General features: G+C 35.0%; 16 protein-coding genes. 11 read left to right on the plus strand and 5 right to left on the minus strand.

The window, feature by feature from the left end:
* The first annotated feature begins 6 nt into the window (after positions 1-6).
* Positions 7-1,077: a peptidogalycan biosysnthesis protein gene (locus AC07U8_RS10190; protein WP_315079314.1), complete on the plus strand. Its 1,071-nt coding sequence runs from the start codon at positions 7-9 to the stop codon at positions 1,075-1,077.
* The gene (locus AC07U8_RS10195; protein WP_315079249.1) at positions 1,074-1,967 is read left to right on the plus strand and encodes a hypothetical protein; all 894 of its coding nucleotides are present in this window, start codon (positions 1,074-1,076) and stop codon (positions 1,965-1,967) included. Before AC07U8_RS10190 ends, AC07U8_RS10195 begins: the two co-directional genes overlap by 4 nt.
* A 230-nt stretch (positions 1,968-2,197) precedes the next feature.
* On the opposite strand, the gene AC07U8_RS10200 is transcribed toward AC07U8_RS10195, so the two are convergent.
* The 3 genes from AC07U8_RS10200 to AC07U8_RS10210 form a co-directional block, all read right to left on the minus strand.
* Positions 2,198-3,436 (minus strand): type II toxin-antitoxin system HipA family toxin, encoded by a 1,239-nt coding sequence (locus tag AC07U8_RS10200; protein WP_494737803.1) that lies wholly within the window; start codon positions 3,434-3,436, stop codon positions 2,198-2,200.
* 13 nt (positions 3,437-3,449) lie between these two features.
* Positions 3,450-3,791 carry a helix-turn-helix transcriptional regulator gene (locus AC07U8_RS10205; RefSeq protein WP_051065603.1) on the minus strand — a complete coding sequence of 114 codons (342 nt, stop codon included), beginning with the start codon at positions 3,789-3,791 and terminating at the stop codon, positions 3,450-3,452.
* A gap of 217 nt (positions 3,792-4,008) precedes the next feature.
* Positions 4,009-4,926: a LysR family transcriptional regulator gene (locus AC07U8_RS10210; RefSeq protein ID WP_494737804.1), complete on the minus strand. Its 918-nt coding sequence runs from the start codon at positions 4,924-4,926 to the stop codon at positions 4,009-4,011.
* Positions 4,927-5,032: 106 nt separating this feature from the next.
* Here AC07U8_RS10210 and AC07U8_RS10215 point away from each other — a divergent pair, with 106 nt between their 5' ends.
* The 7 genes from AC07U8_RS10215 (at position 5,033) to AC07U8_RS10245 (ending at position 10,616) form a co-directional block, all read left to right on the plus strand.
* Entirely contained in the window at positions 5,033-6,271 is a 1,239-nt protein-coding gene (locus AC07U8_RS10215; RefSeq protein WP_494737805.1) for an acyl-CoA dehydrogenase family protein, read from the plus strand.
* A 133-nt stretch (positions 6,272-6,404) separates the two neighbouring features.
* Entirely contained in the window at positions 6,405-7,526 is a 1,122-nt protein-coding gene (locus AC07U8_RS10220; protein WP_034610477.1) for a phosphotransferase family protein, read from the plus strand.
* A complete protein-coding gene (locus tag AC07U8_RS10225; protein ID WP_494737806.1) occupies positions 7,523-8,221 on the plus strand; it encodes a histidine phosphatase family protein in 699 nt (232 codons plus the stop codon). The genes AC07U8_RS10220 and AC07U8_RS10225 overlap by 4 nt, the downstream gene beginning before the upstream one ends.
* Positions 8,222-8,264: 43 nt before the next feature.
* Positions 8,265-9,008, plus strand: a complete 744-nt coding sequence (locus AC07U8_RS10230) for an SDR family oxidoreductase (protein ID WP_004720558.1) — start codon at positions 8,265-8,267, stop codon at positions 9,006-9,008.
* Positions 9,009-9,109: 101 nt separating this feature from the next.
* The gene (locus tag AC07U8_RS10235; protein ID WP_239045664.1) at positions 9,110-9,382 is read left to right on the plus strand and encodes a hypothetical protein; all 273 of its coding nucleotides are present in this window, start codon (positions 9,110-9,112) and stop codon (positions 9,380-9,382) included.
* Positions 9,383-9,499: 117 nt separating this feature from the next.
* The gene (locus AC07U8_RS10240) at positions 9,500-10,213 is read left to right on the plus strand and encodes an SGNH/GDSL hydrolase family protein (protein WP_494737807.1); all 714 of its coding nucleotides are present in this window, start codon (positions 9,500-9,502) and stop codon (positions 10,211-10,213) included.
* An 88-nt stretch (positions 10,214-10,301) separates the two neighbouring features.
* Positions 10,302-10,616 (plus strand): hypothetical protein, encoded by a 315-nt coding sequence (locus AC07U8_RS10245; protein WP_096734085.1) that lies wholly within the window; start codon positions 10,302-10,304, stop codon positions 10,614-10,616.
* Between the two features lie 129 nt (positions 10,617-10,745).
* Here AC07U8_RS10245 and AC07U8_RS10250 read toward each other — a convergent pair whose 3' ends face one another.
* Positions 10,746-11,105, minus strand: coding sequence for a hypothetical protein (locus tag AC07U8_RS10250; RefSeq protein ID WP_494737808.1), 360 nt, complete (start codon positions 11,103-11,105; stop codon positions 10,746-10,748).
* Between the two features lie 526 nt (positions 11,106-11,631).
* Here AC07U8_RS10250 and AC07U8_RS10255 point away from each other — a divergent pair.
* Positions 11,632-12,333 carry a hypothetical protein gene (locus AC07U8_RS10255; protein ID WP_494737809.1) on the plus strand — a complete coding sequence of 234 codons (702 nt, stop codon included), beginning with the start codon at positions 11,632-11,634 and terminating at the stop codon, positions 12,331-12,333.
* 320 nt (positions 12,334-12,653) lie between these two features.
* Here the strand turns inward: AC07U8_RS10255 and AC07U8_RS10260 are convergent, their stop codons facing one another.
* Entirely contained in the window at positions 12,654-13,355 is a 702-nt protein-coding gene (locus tag AC07U8_RS10260; protein WP_494737810.1) for an alpha/beta fold hydrolase, read from the minus strand.
* 115 nt (positions 13,356-13,470) lie between these two features.
* Between AC07U8_RS10260 and AC07U8_RS10265 the strand changes: the two genes are divergently transcribed.
* The gene (locus AC07U8_RS10265; RefSeq protein ID WP_494737811.1) at positions 13,471-14,454 is read left to right on the plus strand and encodes an AraC family transcriptional regulator; all 984 of its coding nucleotides are present in this window, start codon (positions 13,471-13,473) and stop codon (positions 14,452-14,454) included.
* Positions 14,455-14,456: the final 2 nt, after the last annotated feature.

Below are 14,456 nucleotides of genomic sequence, written 5' to 3' on the forward strand. Positions count from 1 at the left end.
ATGACAATGCAAACCGATCTCAATCAATTGGAACCACATTCACTGGTGGATGCTTTTATTCAGCATCCACCTAAAATGTTTGATGTAAATGATTCAAGCGATTTTTTAACTTTTTTTACAACAGATTTTAATCTACTCACGACTTTAGATCTTCCTGTAAAAAAACGCATTGAATCTACATTAGGTTATTCATATTGGGGTCGGTTTTTGCATTTAAAAACATGTTTTATTGGAACCACCGTAACCGAATATACCCCGCTTATCAGTAGTTTACCGGTCAGTGATTTGCTGCAACAACTCAAGCAACGTATAGGCCAGCAAAGTTTAACGATTATTAAAGATTTACCGATAAATTCGCCTTTATTAACTGCGCGAGAGAATCTCTATAGTCAGCAATTCATTGAAGTTGCAGAGCGTGCCGGTTTTCTGGCGATAGAAGGGCAAGCTTTGGCTTATGTGCCAATTGATTTTGAAAATCGAGAAGATTATTTAGCAAAATTTTCAAAAAGCCGCCGTAAAAATTTGAAACGCAAGTTGAAAAGCTTAGACGATTTACGGGTTGAGATACTCGATACAGGTGCGCAACAATTTGCACAGCACGCATTTCGAGCGCAGTTATATCAGTTATTTTTAAATGTTTACAATCAAAGTGAGGTTCACTTTGACTTACTCACTGCTGAGTTTTTTGATGAAATTTTGCAAGATGCTGAGAATGGTGGCAAAGTCTTTTTGTATTGGAAAGCGCAAATTTTATTGGGATATAACATTTGTTTTGAGTACAAAGGGAATCTTGTTGATAAATATATTGGTTTAAATTATCCCTTAGCCATTGAATATAATCTTTATTTTATCAGTTGGTTCATCAATCTGGATTATGCCAAACAACATCATTTAAAATTCTACATTGCTGGCTGGACAGACCCTGAAGTAAAGGCTCAGTTGGGTGCTAAGTTTACTTTTACACGGCATTTAGTATGGATTAAACAACCTATATTAAGATTTGCACTCAGACGACTACGCCATTTGTTTGAAGCAGATGCACATTGGCATGAAAGTATGCAGGAGTCAAAATCATGAATAGCATTAGGCAACATGTTGTTCTCAATTTTGATGGTTCAGTCGAGATTTCGAATGCTGCTCAAAACATCGATCTTGCCAGTTGGCAAGAACAAATCCGTTTTGGATGTCATTGGAAAAAATTTCAGCAACTTGAAGATTATCTAGCTGAGCAATTACCTCCATCAGATCAATTGGGTTGTGTATTTATGGGAAGTGGTGATTATCATCATATAACCCAGCTGCTTTTAAAACGGATAACAAACAATGAACCTGTTCATTTAATTGTTTGTGACAATCACCCTGACAATATGCGTTATCCGTTTGGAATACACTGTGGTTCATGGGTGTATTGGGCCAGTCGATTGCCGCAGGTCGCCCGGATCGATGTGATCGGCATCAGCTCAAGTGATATTAGCTTAAAACATGCATGGGAAAACCATTGGTCTCCTTTATATAAGGGTAAATTGCATTATTGGAGTATTCAACAAAAGGCGAATTGGACCCAATGGATTGGCGCACAACATGCATGGCATGGTTATGATGAGCCAGACCAATTAATGTCAGATTTTTTTAATGAAATACAAAAAATTGATCTACCTATATATTTATCTATAGATAAGGATGTGTTGTCTAAAGATGTGGTGATGACCAATTGGGATCAAGGGCATTTTTTAGAAAAACATTTGCAGGATCTAATTCAAACTTGTTCAGCGCGTCTAATCGGAGCCGATATTACTGGGGATGTCTCAGCTTTTCATTATCAAAGTCGATTGAAAAGGTTTTTAAGTGAATCCGATGGGCAACAAGAGCCGACCCAAATCGAAATTGCTCAATGGCAAATACATCAGCAAGCATTAAATCAAAGATTGCTTAACAGTATTCATCACGCCTGGAAAATAGATGAATAAAACAGATCGTATTCGGTCTCATGTTATAACAACAAAATAGCCTAAGCAAAACTATATAAATACAATTGGATTTTCTCTTTTATAATGACATAAAAAGTACTTTATCTAATTTAAGCTGGATTTTATGTCATGTTTGAATCATTTTCTTGCCAAGATTGATAACTAAATACCGATTCATTCTGATCAAAGTTTTCATTATCCATAGTATAAATGGCTGGCATTGTTAAGCTTTAGTTTTTGAGGATATCTAGATAGAAATAGGGTTCTAATTGACGAATTTCTGTGGGTTTAAGACCCGCATCTAACAGGTATTTTTTTCTATTTTCGAGAACATCACGGACATCCTTAATACATTCTCTGGCTTGATCTAGGTTTAGTCCAAAGGCATTGCTACGACTGATAAGGTTGTCATAGCTTCCAAAACGTCCATCATTGCCTAAAACCAGAGCATGTTCATTTGGAAATGAGCTTGGCATACCATGTGGTAAAACATCAAAAAGCGGGCTTAAAGCATAATGTTGCTTTTTCATGTCATACATTAAAAAACCATGATTTTTTAAATGATCGTCAGTATTGCTAATCATGACATTCAGCACCATCCGCTTATAGAGTTCTTTTTGATTACTGATAGCATCAAAACAAATCTGACTACAGACTTTGGCAATACTCATATAGGACATTTTAGGATCTCCTATACGAATTTTCTGAATATTGAGCAAACTATTGGCACTTATATAGTGTTTTTTACGTTCAGGGCAGTTTCGATCAAAGCGTTCAACTAAGAGAATAGGGCGACCAGCACATTCTGTTAGTTCGGCATTACATGTATTGAGCCCCATTTCTCGTGCCATATTCAGCGAAGCATATTCAACTTTACAGGTATCAAACAAATCATCACTTTTATTAAATTTGGCAATCCATTCTTTATTTTTATACATCACAAGGGTTTTGGGTCTGGCTCCGCCCATTGAAGCCCCGTTATATAACAGCTTATTTAATTCGAGTTGTTCAAGTTTCATCTCAAACGGATCTCGTTTTTTTTCGATGAGTTCAGTAATTTGTATGAAAGTTTCTAATTCTTCATATTGAATGATATTTGAATTGTTTTTTATATGCGATTTAGACAAGCTTCCAACAATACAGCCGACTGAATTTCCTTGTGAAGCGAGTAACCATTCCAATTGATTTAATGGTGTTCTACGGTGTAAGGCATTGGTTAAGCGTTTCCCCCAATTGTCTGGTGTTGCATCTGCAAGTACACCAAAACCATCTTTAGAAATAGTTTCATATGGTTTGTTATAAGACTGAAAGCTTAGATTAAGTGGATCTAAAGGGAAGGCATCTGCACGTTGTAAGTATGATTGACCATAAAGAAAGCGATAAATTGGCTTTTCATAAGAATAGTGTGCAGCAATTGTTGGCTGGGAGCCTGTATCTATGAAAACATAACATCCTTTAACTTCATCCATGTTTATTTACCTATCAGAAATCATCACTAATCACAGACTGTTTTTTTAATCTTGCACGTACTGAACTATTACGATTTTCGAGTGCTAAGCCAACTTCATCCAACTCAGGATTCGCGAGTGAGCCTAGGGTATGTTCAAGGCCAAAGATCACTAAAACTGAAATCACATTTTTTAGGCTGGTACTTGGATCACCTTTTTCCATACGTGAGATCGTTCGGTTATCTACATGAATGCGATTGGCCAAATCATGAATGGTCATATTACGTCGAAGTCGGGCTTTTTTGATATTCGTCCCAATTTGAGTCAACATGTCTTCCACACCATCAAGCATAAAATTATGCGCCGAAGTTCTCATCGCAACATCATCCAAAACATGACATAAAATGTATATTATCATGGTTAACATGGATTTTATGTCTTATTTTTATAATTTGAGTTCAATGTATGAAATGTCGAATGGAATAGATAAGTGGCTTAATTTCACCAACTTGATTGAAAAAAATCTCGTAAGAATAGAGATGATAGTACATAAGCGGTTAAACGCATGTTAAATCAATTGTTTATAAAATAGCCTAAGCAAAAATTTTAGAAATTTCTTCTCTTAAATAAATATGCCTAGAATTTTCATTTAGCGCACCGTGCCAATAAATTCCCATATTTAATACAGGTAGATCAATAGGATGCTCAAAAATATTGATACTTTGATCAACTTGTAAATGTGCCAGTATCTGCTTTGGAATGGTTAACATCGCATCAGGATATTGTGCTAAAACTTGCAGAGCAGTTGAATAATGCTGACAACGCATAAAAATCTGACGGCGGAATTGCGCTTGATTTAAATATATGTCCTCTAAAAGCAAACCAGTACGGCGTGAAGAAACACCGATATGAGGTGATGCAAAATACAGTTCAGAATTGATATTTGTATGCTGAGAACAAATCACAAAATGATCTTGAACCAAATTTTGATAATTAATTTTATCACCATAATTTTGTTCTAGATCAATGACAAAATCGACTTGTTGAGCAGCCAAATCAGCAATTACATTTTTGCGGTCAAGCTTGGTACTTAGAAACTGAATGGTTGAATTCAATTTTTGAAAATGATGAATCAATTTAGGAAAAATAATCGGTTCAATTTCATCATGTATTGCAATGCGTAAGGTTTGTACTGAACTGGGATCAAACTGTTGTTTTTGTTTGGAGATATTTTGAAAAGCAAATAAAGCATTTTGTACAGATGGATAAATCTGTTCAGCAAAAGGGGTAGGCAGCATTTTACTCCCAGCGCGAACAAATAAATCATCTTGCAAATGCTGCCTAAGTCTTTGTAAAGCATGACTTGCAGCAGACTGAGTAATACATAAAATCTTTGCCGCTTTTGAAATATTTCTTTGTTCATAAATGGTGATAAAAAGCGGGTATAAATTAATATCAATATGATTGAAAATCGACATATCAAGATTGGTTTTATTATGAATCATATTCATAGTGAGGTATTGAATTAAATCATTTGGTTCATAATAGGTTTTCAGCTAAGGTAAAGTAAAGAGTCACGATTCAAATATTTATCCATATATTTACAGGAAGATAAGCATGTTTGAACTTTCAGCACGTGCGCAAGAATTTGTAGAACGTACCAAAGCCTTTATTAAAAATGAAATTGAACCTGTAGAAACTGATTTTTGGAATGAAGTCCATCATCTGAATCAAGGCGGTGATTGGACAAAATGGCAATGGCCAGCACAACTTGAAGTCCTGAAAAATAAAGCAAAAGCTGCTGGACTTTGGAACATGTTTCTACCAGATCCAGTATTGGGTGCAGGTTTATCTGTACAGGAATATGCCCATATCGCAGAACTGTCAGGCCGCAGTTTATTAGCACCCACAGTATTTAATTGTAATGCTCCAGATAGTGGCAATATGGAAGTGCTATGGCGTTATGGTTCAGATCAACAAAAACAACAATGGCTTAAGCCGTTATTAGAAGGAAAAATCCGTTCAGTATTCTGTATGACTGAACCAGCAGTTGCTTCATCGGACGCAACCAACATGCAGGCAACTGCAGTGGTAGATGGTGATGAAATTGTATTGAATGGTCGTAAATGGTGGTCTTCAGGTTTGGGAGATCCAAATGCGAAAATTATTATCTTTATGGCGCATACGCCTGATGAAAGCAAAGATCGTCATCATCAGCATTCCATGGTTTTAGTGCCTGTGGAGACTCAAGGCGTAACCATTGAACGTATGTTACCTGTCTTTGGTGATTATGATGCGCCACATGGTCACGGCGAAATTAGTTTTAATCAAGTTCGTGTACCTGTGAGTAATTTTATTGGTGGTGCTGGACAAGGGTTTGAAATTGCACAAGGGCGTCTAGGTCCGGGTCGTATTCATCATTGTATGCGATGCATTGGTGCTGCTGAAAAAGCATTAGAATTAATGATTGATCGAGGAATGAGTCGAACTGCTTTTGGTAAAGAAGTGCTTAAATTAGGTGGAAATTTAGAACGTGTGGCAGATGCTCGTGTTGCGATTGATCAAGCACGACTGTTAACCCTGTATGCGGCGTATAAAATGGATACTCAAGGGACTATGGCTGCGCTTACCGAGATTTCAGCCATTAAAGTTGTTGCACCTTCAGTTCTTGAAAAAGTAGTTGATATGGCCATTCAAATTCATGGTGGCATGGGCGTATCACGAGATACACCTTTAACAGGATTCTTTGCTCAAGCCCGCAGTTTACGTTTAGCGGATGGCCCAGATGAAGTGCATAAAGGGATGATTGCAAAATTAGAATTAAAAAAACGAGGTTATGGCTCGCGTAAAAAATAACAATTTGCTGATAAAAAATAACTGCTTTATGTTAGAGGTGTTATATATAAAGTAGTGAGCAAGCGAAGTTTTTAGTTAAAAGTATCATTCTTTATAGATGTATGGTTTAAAACATAAGATTCAGGGAAATAATATGTCAGTCATTGATATTGGTGGAAATATACGTGAAGGCGAGGAGTTGGACATTCGTGCTGTCGGAAATTGGCTTATTGAAAATGGATCTGAAATTTCAGGCAATGTAGAAGTGACTCAATATTCTGGCGGAGCTTCAAACTGGACCTATCGTTTAAAATATGACAATGCTGATTTAATTTTACGTCGCCCACCCAAAGGGACAAAGGCGAAATCTGCACATGATATGGCGCGTGAATATCATGTACAAAAATGGCTTGCACCATACTACCCAGTTCTTCCTGAAATGGTCGCGCTGTGTCAGGATGAATCCGTAATCGGTTGTGACTTCTATGTGATGAAACGCATTGAAGGTATTATTCCGCGTGCCAAACTGCCCCCTGAACTGAATTTTACTCAACAGCAAGTGCATGAATTGTGTATTAATGTCTTAGACAAGCTGATTGAATTACATCAAGTTCCATATCAAGGCACCGAACTCGAAAAACTTGGAAAAGGTGATGGGTATTGCCGTCGTCAGGTTGAAGGTTGGGATGCACGTTATGAAAAGGCGCACACCATCAATGTGCCGAGTTTTAAATTTGTACGTAAATGGCTTAATGAAAATATTCCTGCTGACTCAAACACGTGTTTGATTCACAATGATTGGCGTTTTGATAATGTCATTCTTGATCCTAAAAACCCAACCCAAGTGATTGGTGTATTGGATTGGGAAATGGCAACCATTGGTGATCCTCTCATGGATTTAGGTTCTGCTTTGGCCTATTGGGTGGAGGATACAGACAACCAAATTTTTAAATCAACCCGTCGCCAGCCTACACATTTAAAAGGCATGCTTACCCGTAAAGAAGTGGTTGAATATTATTTAGAAAAAACCGGATTAAAACCCGATAATTGGGCATTCTACGAAGTATTTGGTATTTTCCGTTTAGCTGTAATCGCACAGCAAATTTATTATCGTTACTATCATAAACAAACAGATAATCCAGCTTTTAAAGATTTTTGGATTGTGATTCATGCCTTACATATTCGTGCATTAAAACTTATCGGTTTACAAAAAATTGAAGCCAATGAAGTTGCACAGAAATATCTTGAAAAATTTAAGGAAATTTTAGGAAAATGACCACAATCTACCTCGTTCGTCATGGACAAGCGTCATTTGGTGCAGAGAGTTATGACAGACTTTCACCCAATGGCGAGTTACAAGCCAAACTATTGGGTCAATATCTCGATAAAATTTTGAAAGAAGAGCCTTATGTGGTTGCAGGTTCAATGTTACGCCATCAGCAAACAGCAAGTTTTGCTTTGGCTGAAAGTTTTTCTGATGCTCAAATTGTGACGGACCATCATTGGAATGAATTTAACCATCAACAAGTTTTTGCTCAATATGATCCGCGTTTTAATCAACCGCATCTACTTAAACAGGATGTTGCCAAAGAAAAAAGCCCACGTGCCTACTTGGCAAAAATTTTTGAAGGGGCAATTGACCGTTGGACTGGTGGTGAATATCACCATGAGTATGACGAATCTTGGCCAGATTTTAAAAACCGTGTAGAAACGGCTTTACAGAATTTATGTGATGAGCTGGTGAAGACTAAACCTCGCTATGCAATCGTATTTACTTCTGGCGGTGTTATTTCAGTTGTTGCAGGAAAACTCTTGGAGTTAAGCGCCAATAAAACTTTTGCATTGAATTGGGCAATTGCCAATACCAGTTTAACCACATTACGACTGGTGGGAAATGAACCGCAATTATTGAGTTTGAATGAACATCATTTTATTAAGGCTGAAGATCCGCAACTATTGACGTGGATTTAAAGTCGCACTTTTAGAAATATAAAAACAGTTTAAGGAATTTGTCATGGCAAAAACCATTTTAATCACTGGCGCAAGTTCTGGAATTGGTGCGGGAATGGCACGAGAATTTGCGCAAAAAGGTTATAACTTAGCCGTCTGTGCGCGTCGTTTAGAGCGTTTAGAAAGCTTAAAACAAGAGTTGGAGTCTAAATATGGTATCAAAGTGATTGCCAAAACTTTAGATGTGACCAACTATGAGCAAGTATTTCAAGTCTTTCGAGCATTCAAGCAAGACTTTGGTAAGCTCGATCGTATTATCGTCAATGCAGGTGTTGGTGATGGTCGTCGAATTGGCAATGGTAAATTTGAGATTAACCGTGCAACTGTAGAAACCAATTTTATTTCTGCATTGGCACAGTGTGAAGCTGCTGTTGAAATATTCCGTGAGCAAAAGTTTGGTCATCTGGTTGTGATTTCGTCTATGAGTGCACTTCGTGGTATGCCTAAACACTTGACCGCATATGGCGCAAGTAAAGCTGGTGTAGCTGCTTTAGCGGAAGGAATACGTGCTGAGTTAATTGACACGAAAATTAAAGTTTCTACGATTTTCCCGGGTTATATTCGTACTGAAATTAATGAAGGGGCAAAAAAACTACCGTTTGAGGTTGATGTTGAAACAGGTTCTCATTTATTGGTTAAAGCAATTGAAAAACAACCTGTTAAAGCTTATGTACCACAATGGCCTTGGTTGCCGATAGGCCTAGCTATGAAAATATTGCCATTAAAAATTGTGAATAAACTTGGTTGAGCTTTATTTAGCTTTAAAAGACCCAGCAAGGGTCTTTTTTATTGCATTGCATAGATAAAGCTTTAAAATCTAACTGGATAAAAAATAATGAGAATTTTAATATGTTTATCGTATTGGGTTTTTTCCTGACCAGCTTTTTAGTTTTTCTTGCGCGTATCTTGTATCTCTTCTTTTTTGAAAAGCACTGTGAAATTCAACAATGCCTGATGCAAATGGATGATATTCAAAAGTTAATGTATCTTGGTATTATTTTAATCGGGACCTATAATGCCTATTTGATGAGCAAAAGCAGGAAGTATGCTGTTTTAGTTTTTGAGTTTATTGGTACATTTATATTTGCTTTCGCCTTAAATTTTGTTGATTTAGCCCAATAGCAACTTGGCCATACAATTAAGTAAAATCGACATTGAACTTTATGATTTTAATATTGTGACAAACTATATCTGACTCTGACTGATTTTGAGATAGCTTTGTTGGATTGGTACTCAAATATGCTTTTAAAAATTTCGACCATTGTTCTTGTTCCCGCGTTAATTCTTCAAGGTTATCGCGTAAAGAAAAATACACCTCGATTAGCTGAACCTCAAGGATTGCGAAAAGGTGTTATAGGACAAGGAAAAGCACTATCTATTTTAATTTTGGGTGACTCTGCTGCCGCAGGTGTGGGGGTTGAAGATCAACGTGAAGCCTTATTGGGGTGTTTACTCGATGAATTAGCCTCTAATTTTGAAGTCACTTATCAATTAGAAGCGAAAACAGGGGATAGTACCTTAGAAATTTTGCAAAGAACCAAGCAATTAGACAATCAGCAGTTTGATGTTGTGATTACATCGGTTGGAGTAAACGATGTCACAAAACTTATTTCACCACACAAATGGATTCAGCAACAAAGGGGGCTTTATACAGAAATTGAAGCTAAGTTTTTGCCAAAGATGATTTTAGTCACGGGTGTTCCCCCAATGAATCTGTTTCCAGCATTACCAAATCCATTGGGATGGCTGTTTGGACAGTATTCGAGTGCAATGAATCAGAAGTTAGCCCAATTCATCGAAAATAAAATCAATTATCAATTGATTCGTTTTGATTTAGCCCATTTTAAAACTTTAAATTTACAAATGGCACGTGATGGTTTTCACCCGAGTCAGGAAATTTATCAAATTTGGGCAAAACAAATTTCACAGTGTATTTTTAGCAAATTCATGTGATAAAATTAAGCAAATTCAAAAAGAACATAAAATATGAATTATTACGCGAAAACTCTCTATTAGGTTTTAACTACCTAATGAGAGAAATATGGATAAACTGAAACACCTTAAACAACAATATGTAAGCGTTGTTAAAAAAGGTTTAACTGGCGATTATGATGATGAAATTTTTCCACATCGCCAAGATACTTATTATCGCCACTACAGCGTTAAGCAAGAAAAAAGTAGTTTTTTCTTACACGAGATTGAGTATAGATCTTATTTTCTTAAACTAAGATGCAGACGTGGTCGACCATTGATGGATTCATGGGTTACAGAGCCAACACCTTTTTTTTGCTATGGTGGAAAAAACTGGAAACACCATTCAAAAAGAAAACATCAATACTACCGTGAAAAGAACTAAAAATAGGGAGCTTTTAAGCTCCCTATTTTTTATTAGATACCAAACACTTAAACTATTTATATAAAACAAACATTTAATCTAAATTTTTTTTAAAAATTGTAAGCGCTAAAACTTGATAAATGACCATCACTATCTTGTAACTTTACACTGAATATTTTCTTTTTCTTTGTAATAGTTTAAAGCAATATCTAAGTCTGAAAGTAATTTAGCTTCAGTATAGTTCTCTGGATTTAATTTAAGTAAATTTGGCATGTAATTCGATTTGTATTCTTTAGGATAATCTTGACATACGATTCTGGTCTTATCATCCAATGTCGTATTTGGATCATCAAGTTGATCAAGATATTTACTAATCATTTCATCTGATTGTTCAAATTGTGCAGTGAGGGTAGGTCGATCTGTTTGCGCAGTTGTATGCTGCTCAGGCTCTTTATTGCAAGCAGACAGGGCAATGATCAAGAATAATGCTGTAAAAAGTTTAATGTTCATAACGAATTGATTTTTAATGTTAAGAAAAAGTTTTCGGTTGTATAAAGTCAGTTAATATTTAGATAAATCTTAAAGAACCTTAACTATCAAATATATTACCGAGATATGCAATGATTTTTATTACCATATCTTGAAATTGTTACAAATTCAAGATATTTAATTATTTTATTTGAACTTTCCGATTAAAAACAGCACATCGCCAAGTTTTGTATTTTTTATATGGGGGCAAATTGACGCAACGACTTTTATTAGAACTAAGAATATTGATTAAAGCTTTGTTCTATATGAAATTTCTAGTAATTTTTTAAAGCCAGTAATCACAGCAGCAATAAAGAATTGACCCTTCATAAAGAGATTTGATGCAAAATAGTTTTGTCGGAATGTTGCTAAAATTTATTTAAAAATAATAGCTTAGTGGTCAAGTTGAAAAAATCAGCTAATGTGTTGTGTTAAATAAATTTTTTGTAAGGTTTATTTCTGATCTCAACCTGAGTATCTTATCCCCAAAATATTAAGAGGGTATTTCATGAAAAAAATATTCATTATTGCTTTAACAACCTTAGCATCAAGTTTCTCCTTTGCAGAGAACTTACAGTGTGAAAAAAGCTATGAGATTTTTAATAAGCAAGCTGACAAGGAAGTCGAAATACTAAAAAATGGTTCACTTGATGATGTTCTAAAATTTTATGATCAGATTGAATATGACCGTAAACTTAAACCTAAGCATCAAGGACAGACTTTTTCTTCAGGCGAATGGATCAGTGATGCTGAGTATAGAAAAGACATCAAATTACAGCAAGATTTAGCCAAAGATGGATCTTATAAAAATATAGATTCTACATTTTTAAAACCAAAATTAAACTATATTTCTAGTGTAGGTGAAGTTTGTGTTGTGCCTATGCAATCACAAGATGAAATATTTAAAAAACGTATGCAGACTGAAGCTGACATAATTTTTATACGCGATATTCAAACTAATGAATGGCGAAGATTTATCTATTTTGGAATTGAAGATAAAAAAGACTTTAATGAGTTTTTCCCTGATTTTCCTAAAAATGTAAAGCTTGCTCAAATGTTAATAGATAACAAAAATTTTGCAGAGAGCACTTCAGAATTTGGTTTGTTAATGCTTGAAGAGATGGGTGTTGAGATCACAGCAGAGATGAAGGAAATGATGAAAAATCAAACAGAGCCTTTTAGAGTTAAGTTAAGCGCGAATGGCTACTGAGTTTTATTGTGTTTGTCGCATTTAAACCACCTGCGGGTGGTTTAAATACATTGATTTTGAACATCTAGCCATAACTATATTACTGATCTATAAAGGACTTAGCATCAATTACAGTCATTTTAGGCGTTTCCTCCATTGGTATGTGACCAACTCCTGCATATTTTATAACAGTTATATTTTTTGCATCATTTTCCCATTTATTAATCTGCGTTGATGGCAACCATTTATCGTCAGTACCCCATTGAAGTAAAATTGGATTTTTAATATATTTTATTTGTTTTTTAGCTCATCTTTCAGATTTATTTCTGTTAATATTTTAGCTAATTCAAGCATAGCCTCTCTATTACCTTCGCGTAAAAAAGCTCATGATATCGTCGAGAAATTTCAGGGGTTATTCGTTGTTTATTGCTGTATACATCTTTTAATCCTAAATTAAATAATATTCTAGGCGCTGTTAGCTTGGCCAGTATTAATAATTTTGAATCTAAGATATGTTTTAATATCTTGCTAGGTTTGAAATGATATGCGCCTGGATTTAATAAGATTAATTTACCTATTTTGTTGGGAAATTTTCTAGTAAATAACCATGCAATTAATCCACCCATTGAATTACCTGCTAGATGAAAATCGTGTATATCTAAATGTTGAATAAATTCAGAAAGAAATTCAACATAATCATCAGGATGATATTTTTTTTGAGGATGTGGGCCTGTTAAGCCAAATCCAGGTAAATCGATACTTATAACTCGATAGTCTTTTTTTAGATACTCAGCCCAAGCTTCCCATGTATGCAAAGAAGACAATATGCCATGCAGTAGGACAATGACTTGTCCATGTCCCTGATCTGTGAAATGTACATTCATTCCTTGGATCATGGCATATCTAGAATGTACCGATTCATATCGACTACGCAGCTCAGATAATGGAATTTCTTTCAATCCTAATTCTTTATTAAGCACCTCACTGATGAATGAAAAATTCTGTTTGATTTTATTCAGTTTATGAATAAGTTTAATTTCCATATAAATCCCTTAGAACTTTTTTAGGCTTTCAATAGATATTTTCGTATTTCTTCTAGGAGAAAAATTGGTAGTATCACTCTATAAATTAGGAATTCACGCCAAAATAGGAATTTTTATGGCAATAGCAAGAATATCTACATATTACTTTCAATGGTTGCATCAATATTTAAGTGAACTAAAGATTGATCATGAAATGATGAGAAAGGTTTTAGATTTTGATTTTAATACTGATTTTTTACCTATGAAAGAATGGCGTAGATACTTGAAAACTGCAGAGGAAATAACAGGAGATCCAAATTTTAGTTTGAATTTTGCAAAAACGATAAGATTTAATAGCTTTGGAATAGCTGGATATTTACTTTATAGCAGTGAAAATTTAGCCGAATCTTTAAATTTAATGAAATTATTTCAAAAGATCTTTTTTGATGTCCACGAATTGGAGATAAGAGAAAGTGAGAAAGACTTTGTTATTGTCGGAAAAATCGAACTCTGTTTACCAGGTTATCAAGAAGAGTTATTTTCTTTAGCTGCTCCAGTTCAATTTATAAAAATACTTACGGGTCTTGAAGTTAAGCCGATCGCTTTAGGAATGAGAAACGCTGCTAAAGAAAACACTCAAGAACTGATAGATTTCTTCTCTTGTCCAATCAATTTTGAACAAAATGATATGTGGATTAAGTTTGATAAATCAGTTTTTGATATTAAAAATCTAATGCCTGATACGATTTTAAAATCTATACTAACAAAGCAGACATATGATTTATTAAAAGACTTAGAATATAAAGACGAACTCATAAAAAAAGTTCAGTTACAGATTATTCATCATATCGCTTTAGGCGAACCTAAATTGGCCTTAATTGCATCTAGCCTTGCTGTTTCACCGCGTACTTTAAATAGGCAGCTACTCAATAAAGGTATAACTTTTCGTGAATTATTACAGGATACAAGAAAAAAATTAGCTTTAGAGTACTTAAAGGATAAAAGTTTAAATTTAACAACTATTGCAACTTTAATCGGGTATTCAGAACAGAGCACGTTTATTCACGCATTTAAGCAATGGACAGGAAAAACACCAAATATTGTTAGAAAACAAATGTAATA

The organism is Acinetobacter sp. GW821-FHT01E09 (genome assembly GCF_059422385.1).

Bases quoted from the DNA above. Each gene is read 5' to 3' on its own strand.
- AC07U8_RS10190 (WP_315079314.1), top strand. From the start codon at position 7: ATGCAAACCGATCTCAATCAATTGGAACCACATTCACTGGTGGATGCT.
- AC07U8_RS10195 (WP_315079249.1), top strand. From the start codon at position 1,074: ATGAATAGCATTAGGCAACATGTTGTTCTCAATTTTGATGGTTCAGTC.
- AC07U8_RS10200 (WP_494737803.1), bottom strand. From the start codon at position 3,436: ATGGATGAAGTTAAAGGATGTTATGTTTTCATAGATACAGGCTCCCAG.
- AC07U8_RS10205 (WP_051065603.1), bottom strand. From the start codon at position 3,791: ATGAGAACTTCGGCGCATAATTTTATGCTTGATGGTGTGGAAGACATG.
- AC07U8_RS10210 (WP_494737804.1), bottom strand. From the start codon at position 4,926: ATGAATATGATTCATAATAAAACCAATCTTGATATGTCGATTTTCAAT.
- AC07U8_RS10215 (WP_494737805.1), top strand. From the start codon at position 5,033: ATGTTTGAACTTTCAGCACGTGCGCAAGAATTTGTAGAACGTACCAAA.
- AC07U8_RS10220 (WP_034610477.1), top strand. From the start codon at position 6,405: ATGTCAGTCATTGATATTGGTGGAAATATACGTGAAGGCGAGGAGTTG.
- AC07U8_RS10225 (WP_494737806.1), top strand. From the start codon at position 7,523: ATGACCACAATCTACCTCGTTCGTCATGGACAAGCGTCATTTGGTGCA.
- AC07U8_RS10230 (WP_004720558.1), top strand. From the start codon at position 8,265: ATGGCAAAAACCATTTTAATCACTGGCGCAAGTTCTGGAATTGGTGCG.
- AC07U8_RS10235 (WP_239045664.1), top strand. From the start codon at position 9,110: ATGTTTATCGTATTGGGTTTTTTCCTGACCAGCTTTTTAGTTTTTCTT.
- AC07U8_RS10240 (WP_494737807.1), top strand. From the start codon at position 9,500: ATGCTTTTAAAAATTTCGACCATTGTTCTTGTTCCCGCGTTAATTCTT.
- AC07U8_RS10245 (WP_096734085.1), top strand. From the start codon at position 10,302: ATGGATAAACTGAAACACCTTAAACAACAATATGTAAGCGTTGTTAAA.
- AC07U8_RS10250 (WP_494737808.1), bottom strand. From the start codon at position 11,105: ATGAACATTAAACTTTTTACAGCATTATTCTTGATCATTGCCCTGTCT.
- AC07U8_RS10255 (WP_494737809.1), top strand. From the start codon at position 11,632: ATGAAAAAAATATTCATTATTGCTTTAACAACCTTAGCATCAAGTTTC.
- AC07U8_RS10260 (WP_494737810.1), bottom strand. From the start codon at position 13,355: ATGGAAATTAAACTTATTCATAAACTGAATAAAATCAAACAGAATTTT.
- AC07U8_RS10265 (WP_494737811.1), top strand. From the start codon at position 13,471: ATGGCAATAGCAAGAATATCTACATATTACTTTCAATGGTTGCATCAA.